Annotated in this window: 1 pseudogene; it reads right to left on the bottom strand. The window is 60.0% G+C overall.

Features of this window, described 5'->3' with window-relative positions:
- Nucleotides 1-565 (bottom strand): annotated as a pseudogene (locus JN414_RS16445) (phage tail protein); the annotation flags it as partial.

Genomic DNA, 565 nt, shown 5'->3' with positions numbered 1-565 from the left:
ATCGGTGACATAACCCTGACCCGATCCGTTCCAGGTCTGGCTGGTGGACAGAAGGGTCGAGGCATAGCCCTGAAGGTTCTGCAGGGCCGTAAAATCACCAGACTTTGCCGCAGCAAGGTCCGTGGTGAAGTTGTCATTGGCCGCGGCATACTGATCCTGCGCTGACAGGGGGGACGCGTCCGAGAACGCCAGACCCTGCGTGTAGCTGGTCAGGCTGGAGATGACCGACGAGACCGAAGAGGCCGCCTGATCCGTGTATTGCTGCTGGATCTTGAGGCGCTCGGCCTGCTGGGTCTTTTCCAGATCCGTCATCTGCTGCTGATAGGTTTCGTTCTGGGCATAACTGTCACCCAGATAAGCCTGCCAGCTGTCCTTCAGCTGCTGGACCTCCTGCGCGGCCGACACCTGCTGGTTCAGCAGAGCCGCGCCCTGATCATCCCCGGTGGCCGTGAGGTAACGTGCCTGCACGACCTGATCCGCCTGTGCCAGTTTCGTGGTCTGGGCATCGATCATCTGCTGGGCAATGATATTGCCCTTGTCGATCAGGATCTGCGCATCCATCCCG

The organism is Gluconobacter sp. Gdi, from assembly GCF_014132155.1.
Classification (GTDB): Bacteria; Pseudomonadota; Alphaproteobacteria; order Acetobacterales; family Acetobacteraceae; genus Gluconobacter.
This window is presented reverse-complemented; position numbering and strand designations above follow the sequence as displayed.